At 66.3% G+C, this 9,335-nt stretch carries 5 protein-coding genes and 1 pseudogene; 2 read left to right on the top strand and 4 right to left on the bottom strand.

Going from position 1 to position 9,335, the window contains the following annotated elements:
• Together AC1DT2_RS02285 and AC1DT2_RS02280 are read right to left on the bottom strand one after the other, a co-directional pair.
• Window positions 1–388, bottom strand: a pseudogene (locus tag AC1DT2_RS02285) (type IV pili twitching motility protein PilT); the annotation flags it as partial.
• A 132-nt stretch (window positions 389–520) separates the two neighbouring features.
• Window positions 521–1,558 carry a type IV pilus twitching motility protein PilT gene (locus tag AC1DT2_RS02280; RefSeq protein WP_063573399.1) on the bottom strand — a complete coding sequence of 346 codons (1,038 nt, stop codon included), beginning with the start codon at window positions 1,556–1,558 and terminating at the stop codon, window positions 521–523.
• Between the two features lie 116 nt (window positions 1,559–1,674).
• On the opposite strand from AC1DT2_RS02280, the gene proC reads away from it, so the two are divergent.
• Together proC and AC1DT2_RS02270 are read left to right on the top strand one after the other, a co-directional pair.
• Window positions 1,675–2,499 carry a pyrroline-5-carboxylate reductase gene (proC, locus tag AC1DT2_RS02275; RefSeq protein WP_213948747.1) on the top strand — a complete coding sequence of 275 codons (825 nt, stop codon included), beginning with the start codon at window positions 1,675–1,677 and terminating at the stop codon, window positions 2,497–2,499.
• A complete protein-coding gene (locus tag AC1DT2_RS02270) occupies window positions 2,496–3,074 on the top strand; it encodes a YggT family protein (protein WP_477293958.1) in 579 nt (192 codons plus the stop codon). Before proC ends, AC1DT2_RS02270 begins: the two co-directional genes overlap by 4 nt.
• Before the next feature lie 172 nt (window positions 3,075–3,246).
• Here the strand turns inward: AC1DT2_RS02270 and AC1DT2_RS02265 are convergent, their stop codons facing one another.
• Both AC1DT2_RS02265 and hrpA read right to left on the bottom strand, forming a co-directional pair.
• Window positions 3,247–5,382: a RelA/SpoT family protein gene (locus AC1DT2_RS02265; RefSeq protein WP_477293956.1), complete on the bottom strand. Its 2,136-nt coding sequence runs from the start codon at window positions 5,380–5,382 to the stop codon at window positions 3,247–3,249.
• Window positions 5,379–9,281, bottom strand: coding sequence for an ATP-dependent RNA helicase HrpA (gene hrpA / locus AC1DT2_RS02260; RefSeq protein WP_477293954.1), 3,903 nt, complete (start codon window positions 9,279–9,281; stop codon window positions 5,379–5,381). Before hrpA ends, AC1DT2_RS02265 begins: the two co-directional genes overlap by 4 nt.
• Between the last annotated feature and the right edge of the window lie 54 nt (window positions 9,282–9,335).

Genomic DNA, 9,335 nt, shown 5'->3' with positions numbered 1-9,335 from the left:
TGATGATGCCTCGCTTGGTCATCGCCAGCTGCTTGATCACCGGCGGAAGGTTGAGCTCTTCCGGGGTCGGGATCTTCGACTCGATCCGGCGCAGCACCATGCCGACGCAGTTGCGCTGGTAGAAACACGAGACACGGAAGCGGCCGACGCCCGAGGCACTGATAGCGAACTGGCACTCGTGGGTCTTTTCAAACTCCTCGCGCTGGGCGGGAGTCATCACATTGAGCACCATGTCGCGCGATTGCTGCGCGGACAAGGGGCTTTGCGTGATGGGAACGATGCGCCCCTGCACCTTCATGGACGGCGCGACACCGGCGGTGATGAACAGGTCGGATGCCTGCTTATGCACCATCAGCTTCAGGAAAGAGGTGAAATCGAAGTCGCTCATCGCGTGTATCCCCATGGCCGGACCGGGCCGGCGCCCCTGGGGCGATCATATACCGCCGCGATGAGCCCTGCAGCGACGCCCTTCACGGTTGCGGCCGGCCTGCCACGCGGCAGGACCGGTCGCCGCGCCCGTTTAACGGAAGCTTTCCTTGTTCTTGGCGTACATCAGCCCTTCCTGACGCGTGATCAGGCCGCGCTTGACCAGGTCCAGGAGGTTCTGGTCCAGCGTCTGCATGCCGTACTGCTGTCCGGTCTGGATCGCCGAGTACATCTGGGCGACCTTGTCTTCGCGAATGAGGTTTCGGATCGCCGGGATGCCGGTCATGATCTCGTGGGCGGCGATGCGGCCACCGCCGACCTTCTTCAGCAGGGACTGCGAGATGACCGCGCGCAGCGACTCGGACAGCATCGAGCGGACCATCGGCTTTTCGCCGGCAGGGAACACGTCGATGATGCGGTCGATGGTCTTGGCGGCCGACGAGGTATGCAGCGTGCCGAACACCAGATGCCCGGTTTCCGCGGCGGTCAGGGCCAGGCGGATGGTTTCCAGGTCGCGAAGCTCGCCGACCAGGATGTAGTCGGGATCTTCGCGGAGTGCGGAACGCAGGGCTTCGTTGAAGCCATGGGTATCGCGGTGGACTTCACGCTGGTTCACCAGGCACTTCTGCGAGGTGTGGACGAATTCGATCGGGTCCTCGACGGTGAGGAGATGGCCGTATTCGGTCTTGTTGATGTGGTCGACCATGGCCGCGAGGGTGGTCGACTTGCCCGAACCGGTCGGCCCGGTGACCAGGATCAGGCCCTGAGGCTGCTCGATCAGCTCGCGGAAGATCTTCGGCGCACCGAGGTCTTCCAGGGAGAGCACTTCCGAGGGAATGGTGCGGAACACGCCACCCGCGCCACGGTTGTGGTTGAAGGCGTTCACACGGAAACGGGCCAGGCCGGGGATCTCGAAGGAGAAGTCGGTCTCGAGGAACTCTTCGAAGTCACGCCGCTGCTTGTCCGACATGATGTCGTAGATCAGCGAATGGACCTGCTTGTGCTCCAGGGCCGGGATATTGATCCGGCGCACGTCGCCGTCGACGCGGATCATTGGCGGGAGCCCCGCGGAAAGGTGCAGGTCGGAGGCCTTGTTCTTCACGGAGAAGGCAAGGAGTTCGGCGATATCCATTTGGGTCCCCTATCTTTGTGGGCATAGGTAAACACGCCCGGGGGTCGGCGGCAAGGCGCGGCACCATATATGCTTCGATGACTGTGAAAGACGTCGCGTATGGAGCGGACACCCCCATGAATCGGATCGCCTTCATCGGCGGCGGCAACATGGCCACGGCGCTGATCGCCGGCATGATCCGCCACGGCGCCCAGCCGGGCGGCATCGCCGTGGCCGAGCCGCGTGCCGAGGCCCTGCAGGAGCTCTCACGCGAGTACGGCGTGGCCACCTACACCAACAACCTCGATGCCGCCGAAGGCGCCTCGATCCTCGTCCTGGCGGTGAAACCGCAGATGATGGCCGATGTCTGCCGGGCCCTGCGGCCGGTGGTGCAGAAGTACCGGCCGGTGATCATCTCGATCGCCGCGGGTATCCGCATCGCCCAGATCGAACGCTGGCTGGACGGCTCCCTGCCCGTGGTCCGCTGCATGCCGAACACCCCGGCGATGATCGGTGCCGGCGCCACCGCCCTGTTCGCCAACGGCCGGGTCAGCGCGCCGCAACGCGCCGAGGCCCAGCACGTACTCGACGCCGCCGGCCTGACGGTGTGGGTGCCGGAGGAAGACCAGCTCGATACGGTCACCGCCCTTTCCGGCAGCGGCCCGGCCTACTTCTTCCTGATGGTCGAAGCGCTCGAAAACGCGGCATTTTCTCAAGGTCTCTCCCGGGAGACCGCACGCGCCCTTGCCGCCCAAACGGCACTCGGTGCCGGCCGCATGCTGATCGAGAGCGGTGAAAGTGCCGCTACGCTGCGCCAGCGGGTCACCTCACCGAACGGCACCACCCAGGCGGCGCTGGACAGCTTTCGCGCCGACGGCTTCCCTGCCATCGTGGCGCGCGCCGTCGACGCGGCACGCCGCCGCAGCTTTGAACTTTCCGAAGACATGGAATCGAACACGTGAACTACCTGACCAACGCGGGCTCCCTGATCCTGGATTTCATCTTTGGGGCCCTCGTCACCCTCTTCGTGCTGCGCCTGCTGGCCGAAGCGTTCCGCGCTGACTTCAACAACCCGATATGCCAGTTCCTCTACCGCTTTACCAACCCGATCCTGCGCCCCGTGCGCAAGGTGCTGCCGAGCGTGCGGCGCGTGAACACCGGCGCCCTGCTGGCGGTGTTCCTGCTCGAGTGCGTGAAGTGGCTGCTGGTCATGGCCATCAACGGCGTCATGCCCAACGTGGTCGGACTGGCTATCGTGAGCCTCGGCGAGACCCTCGACTTCTTCCTGCTGACCTGGGTCGTGCTGGTCTTCGCCTGGTCGCTGATGAGCATGCTCTCGACCGACCGCTACCATCCCGTGGCGCGTCTGGTCACGAGCCTCGCCGATCCGCTGGTGCGGCCGCTACGTGGCCGCATGACCCTCGGTGGCCTGGATTTCTCGCCGACCGTGGTCATCCTCGGGCTGATCCTGGCGCGCATGCTGGTCGCGGCGCCGATCAAGGATTGGGGCATCGCCTTGATGATGGGCGGCCTGTAAGGCCGTATCCTTCGGAGGTCCGCTCCTTGTGGGGGCCGCTGCTTGCGGGAGCCGCTTCGTGTGGGAGCCGCTCCTTGTGGGAGCCGCTTCAGCGGCGATGGGGCGCTTGCCTCAWYCCGGCCCGCTGCCGCGGGATCGCCGATGAATCGGCTCCTACAGGGAGCCGAAGCGGTTACCGGCCGCCGAGGCGCCGGGCGTCGGTGACGTTCGGCAACGCCCCAAGCCGCCCCAGCACCATCGACAGCTGCTCGTAATCCTTCACTCGCAGCGTGAAGCGCATCTCCACTTCGCCGGTCTTCACATGCACCCGGCTCGATGAAGCGACGATGTGCGGACCGGTGTTGCTGATCGTGGTTGCGACGTCCTTCTGCAGGCCCTTGCGGTCGTAACCGCGAAGCTCGATGTCGACCTCGTAGTTCTGCACTTCCACCCTGCCCCAGCTCACGTCGATGACGCGCTCGGGGTTCCTGCGCGCAAGGCGGGACAGGCTGGCGCAATCGGATCGATGCACGGAAACGCCCCGCCCACGGGTGATGAACCCGCGCACCGGGTCGCCGGGCAGCGGCTGGCAGCAGCGTGCCAGCGTGGTCAGCAGGTTGCCGACGCCCTCGATGGAAAGCGCGCCGCGATCGTGCTGTGCGGCGCGCGATGCCACGGGATTCCCCGACTGGGTGATCTCGTGCTCGACCGGCTCCTGCAGCGAGCGCGCAATCTGGCCCAGGGACACTTYGCCCAGTGCAACCGTGACGAAAAGCTCTTCGACGCCCTTGAGACGGAAGTGCGTGGCGAGCTTGGCCAGGTCGACATCGTCGAGTGCCAGCTTGCGCAGTTCCTTCTCGAGCGCCGCCTTGCCAGCGATGATGTTGGCGTCGTGTGYGGTTCGGCGGAACCAGGCTCGCACCTTCTCCTTCGCACGCGAGGTGTTGAGGTAACCGTGGTGCGAGGAGAGCCAGTCGCGGCTCGGCTCGGAGCTCTTGGTGGTGAGGATTTCGATGGTGTCGCCACTGCGCGGCTGTGTGGTCAGCGGCACGATACGGCCGTTGACCTTCGCGCCACGGCAGCGATGCCCGACCTCGGTGTGGATGTGATACGCGAAGTCGAGCACGGTGGCACCACGCGGCATGTCGATCACTTCGCCCTTGGGCGAGAGCACGTAGACGCGGTCTTCCATCAGCTCGGTTTCAAAACCGGCCGCCAGCTCGGCCGCGTCGTCCTCGCCACGCGGTTCGAGCAGCTTGCGCATCCAGGCGATCTTCGCCTCGAACTCCGCATCCGCGCCGCCGCCCTCCTTGTAGCGCCAGTGCGCGGCCACGCCAAGTTCGTTGGCGCGGTGCATTTCGTGCGTGCGGATCTGCACCTCGAGCGTCTTGCCCGACGGGCCCATGACCGCAGTGTGCAGCGAGCGGTAGCCATTGCCCTTCGGCCGTGCGACATAGTCGTCGAACTCGCCGGGCAGGTGCGGCCACAGGCTGTGCACGAGACCGAGCGCGGCATAGCAGTCGGCCACGCTGTCGACAAGGATGCGCACCGCGCGGATGTCGTAGAGGTCGGAGAACTCCAGACCCTTCTTCTTCATCTTTTTCCAGATAGAGAAGATGTGCTTCGGGCGACCGGCCAGTTCCGCGTGCACACCCGCGCCTTCCAGAGTGCTGCGCAATGTCGCCAGGCTCGAGGCGATGAAGCTTTCGCGATCCGCACGGCGCTCGTCGAGCAGCCGCGCGATGCGCCGGTAGGTATCCGGTTCGAGGTAGCGGAACGCGAGGTCTTCCAGCTCCCACTTGAGCTGCCAGATGCCGAGCCGGTTGGCCAGGGGCGCATGGATGTCGGAAGTGAGCTGAGCGAGCTCACGACGTTCGTGGTCCGGCAGGGCCATGGCCGTGCGCATGGCCGCCAGCTGGCGGGCAAGCAGCACGAAGACCACGCGGAGGTCACGGATGATCGCCAGCAGCAGGCGACGCAGTCCTTCGGCGCCGCCGACCGGACCGCGCTGGGCATGGAGTGCCCAGACCTTCTCGGCCGCACCCTGCCCGTCGATCAGGCGACGGAGCGATGCCGGCCATGTTTTCGCCGCTTCGTCGGCAGCGCCCGGAAGACCGTTGAGTAGCGAGAACCACAATGCCGACGCGCAGGTTTCGTCGTCGCAGCCGAGCAGACGAAGCAGTTCGATAACCGTTTCCGCTTCGGCGCGCGCCGCCACGGGCAGCAAGACGCAGGCCTCACGCGCACGCTGGGTCAGCGGCATCGCCGTTGCCTTGGCGTCGGGGGAACGCAGCTCGCTCATCGTCGCGTCGTCCTTCCGGGTGGTCATCGTTGCGTGGCCTGGGCCACTTCCAACGCGCGCGCAAGACGTTTGGCCGACACCGGTTCGGCGGTCTTCAGCTCCTGCGCGAACAGCGACACACGCCACTCCTCGAGCAACCAGCGCAGTTCGCTCCAGACCACCGCATCCAGGGCGGTACCCCCCGCATTGAGCAATGCGCGCCAGTAAGGCAGCACCTGCAGCATACGCGACTGGTCGCGCGCGGGGTCCTGCCGAAGGCGCTCGGCGCGCAAACGCATGGACTTGAGATACCGCGGCAGGTGGGTCAGGCGCGAAATTGGCAATTCACGCAGGAAACCGGGCTGAAGCAGGGCCACGAGCTGTTCGCGCAGGTCGTCGTAACTGGCCTTCGCGAAACCCATCAGGGGCGGTTCCATCCACGGCTTCAGCTCGGCCTGGGCTTCGATGATCGGCTCGGCCACCTTCTGCCGGGCCATGGCGGCGCCGAACAGTTCCCTGCCGAGCTGCACATGCAACGCTTCGAATTCACCCTGCGTGCGGGCGTCGAGACGGCGTCCGGCGAGCAGATCGCTGAAACCGCCTTCGACCAGATCCTCACGCAGGCCTTCCACACTGCCCATCGGCGCGTACTTGAGCGACAAGGGATTGGCGATCGGCAGCTGGCGTCGCGCACGCTTGAACTCGGGTGCCAGCGCCTGGCGTAGCAACCGCTCGACGCCGCCCACGTGCGCTTCGGCGGCCTCGTCGGCGCGCTCGAAGACGCGCAGGGCCACCGCCTCGCCCAAGTCGACAAGGGCGGGATACGCGGTCAGTCCGCCTTCGGAACGGACTTCCTTCGGGATCGATTCGAAATCCCAGGCAACGATGTCCTCGCGCGTGAGCTCGACATCCGTCTTGCGCGAGAACGCTTCACGCGCCTTGCCTTCCCAGCGTGCGCGAATCTCGGCCAGGTCGCGCCCTTCCGCCAGCGTGCGGCCGTTCTCGTCATGAATGCGGTAGCGCATGAGCAGGTGTGGCGGCAGTTCGGCGCTCGCGAAGGCCGCCGGATCCACGTCGACGCCGGTGGTGCGCTTGAGGAAACGCGCCAATGCTTTCGCCAGCGGCTCGTCACGCGGGGCCTCGGCTTCGGCAAACGCGCGCGCGAAGTCGGGCGCGGGGACGAAGTTGCGGCGAAGTGCCTTGGGCAGGGCGCGAATCAGCTCGGCCACCTTGTCGACCACCAGGCCGCCGACCAGCCATTCACCCCGCGCAATGGGCAGCGCGTTGAGGAAGGCGAGTGGCACCTGGATGGTGACGCCGTCGGCCGGATCGCCCGGCACGAAGCGGTACTCGAGCCGGTAGCGATGCTGGTCGATATCGAGCGCGGCCGGGAAGGCCTTGGGGTCGAGCCCCGTGCCACTGTCCATGACATCGGCGAGGGTCCACCGCAAGGCGGCCTGTTCTCCAGGCGCCGCCTTGCGGAACCATGCATCCAACCCACGGACGTCGGCGATCTCTTCCGGCAGTTTGCCGTCGAAGAAGGCGGAGAGTTCTTCGTCCGAGCGCAGCAGGCCAGCGCGGCGCTGCTTGGCCTCGATGTCGTGGGCCTGCTCGAGTACGCGCGCGTTGGCACGGACAAAGTCGGCGCGGCTGTCGATGTCCGCGCGAACCAGGGCCTCGCGTACGAAAATCTCGTGGGCGAGTCGCGGGTCCTGCTTGTGGAACGTGACCGGGCGGCGTTCGACCAGCACCAGGCCGAACAGGGTGACCTGTTCGTAGGCGATCACGGTGCCGCGCTTGCGCGACCAGTGGGCGTCGCGCGCCGTGGCGCGCACGAGGTGGCTAGCCTGCGATTCGATCCACGCGGGATCGACGCGGGCGCACATCATGGCCCAGACCTTTCCGCCAATATCGATGATCTGCCCCGCGAAGAGCCAGGCCGGTGGCGCCTTCGCCAGCGCCGAGCCGGGAAACACCTGGAAGCGACGTTCGCGGGTGCCGCGGAAAACGCCCTTCTCGTCCTTGTGTCCTACCTGGGTCGGCAGGCCGGCGAGCACGCTGCGGTGGACGGATTCGAATAGCGCGTCGCCTTCGAGGGCGCCAGCGGCAGCGGGCTCTTTGCTGGACCAGTCGAGGTCACGCGTGACCAGCACCAGCTGCCGGTGGAGTTCGCGCCATTCGCGCATGCGCATGAAGCTCAGGAAATGCCGCGAGCACCAGTCGCGCAGCTTCGACGAGGTGAGTTCCTCGGCAGCGTCGCCGTGCGCACGCCACAGGTTCAGCACGCCGACGAAATCGGATTTCGGATCGGCGAACTGGGCATGAGCCGCGTCGGCCTGGCCGCGCGCCTCCGGCGGACGTTCACGAGGATCCTGGATGCTCATGAACGCGACGATCGTGGTGAGTTCGGCGAGGCTGCCCAGCCGACGCGCTTCCACCAGCATGCGCGCCAGCTGCACATCGATGGGCAACCGGGCGACGGTGCGGCCGATGGGCGTCAGGCGCTGGCCCTCGTCGATCGCACCGATTTCGGCAAGGCGGCGATAACCGTCAGCGACGACACGCGGGTCCGGGGCTTCCAGGAAGGGGAAGTCCTCGACATCACCCAGGTCCAGCGCGAGCATGCGCAGGATCACGTTGGCGAGTGATGACCTCAGTAGCTCCGGATCCGTGAAGGCCGGACGCAGGTTGAAATCCGCTTCGTCATAAAGCCGGTAACAAATGCCGGGCCCGATGCGACCGCAACGCCCCTTGCGCTGGTTCGCCGCCGCCTGGGAAATCGGCTCGATGTGCAGCCGCTCCAGTTGGCTGCGCTGGCTGTAGCGCTTCACCCGCGCCGTGCCGGGATCGACCACGTACCGGATGCGCGGCACCGTGAGCGAGGTCTCGGCGACGTTGGTGGCCAGCACGATGCGGCGCTTCGTTCCCGGCTTGAAGACGCGGTCCTGCTCGTTGGCCGAGAGGCGCGCGTAAAGCGCCAGCACCTCGGTTTCGCGGTATTGCTTACGCGACAGAAGGAGATGAGTGTCGCGGATTTCGCGTTCGCCCGGCAGGAACACCAGGACGTCCCCGCGGGGATCTTCCCGGGTGATCTCATCCATGGCGTCGGCGATCATCTGCGCAACATTACCCTCGCCGCGCTCGCCGGGCGGCCGGTAGCGCAGCTCGACCGGATAGGTGCGGCCTTCCACCTCGACCACGGGCGCATTGCCGAAATGGGCGGCGAAGCGCTCGGTGTCGATCGTCGCCGAGGTGACGATGATCTTCAGTTCGGGGCGGCGCTGGGCAAGCCGCTTGAGGTAGCCGAGCAGGAAGTCGATGTTGAGGCTGCGCTCGTGCGCCTCGTCGATGATGATCGTGTCGTAGGCCGACAGCCAGGGATCGGACTGGGTTTCAGCCAACAGGATGCCATCGGTCATGAACTTGACCAGGGCCTGGTCCGACACCTTCTCGGTGAAGCGGACCTGGAAGCCCACCTTGTCGCCCAACGGCGTGCCGAGTTCCTCCGCGACGCGGGTCGCCACCGACCGCGCGGCGAGCCTTCGCGGCTGGGTACACCCGATCAGCCCGGCTTCGCCACGGCCCGCGGCCAGGCATAGCTTCGGCAACTGCGTGGTCTTGCCAGAGCCCGTCTCGCCTGCGAGGACAACCACCTGGTTCTCACGGATGAGCTTGATGATGTCCTCAGCCCGCGCGGCGATCGGCAGCGATGCATCGACCGTGATGGGCGGTTTGGAGGCGGCGCGTGCGGCGCGGCGGGCCACTGAGACGGCAACGTCTTTAGCCAGCGCCTCGATCTTCGCGGCGTCCGGCTTGCGCGAGAGCGCGCGCCACCGGCCGGAGAGCCGGCCGTAGTCGCGGCTGGTGACCTGATCCAGCGCATCGCGGAGCTCGCGCAGGCGCGGATCCGGGGCGGGGTGTCGTGCGGGGCTTGTGGAGGTACTCATGGGAACGCCAATAATAGCGTGCGTCTATCGACGACATCGGAACGTTTCATTTCA

The sequence above is a fragment of the Luteibacter sp. P4_E6 genome, from assembly GCF_056401535.1.
This window is presented reverse-complemented; position numbering and strand designations above follow the sequence as displayed.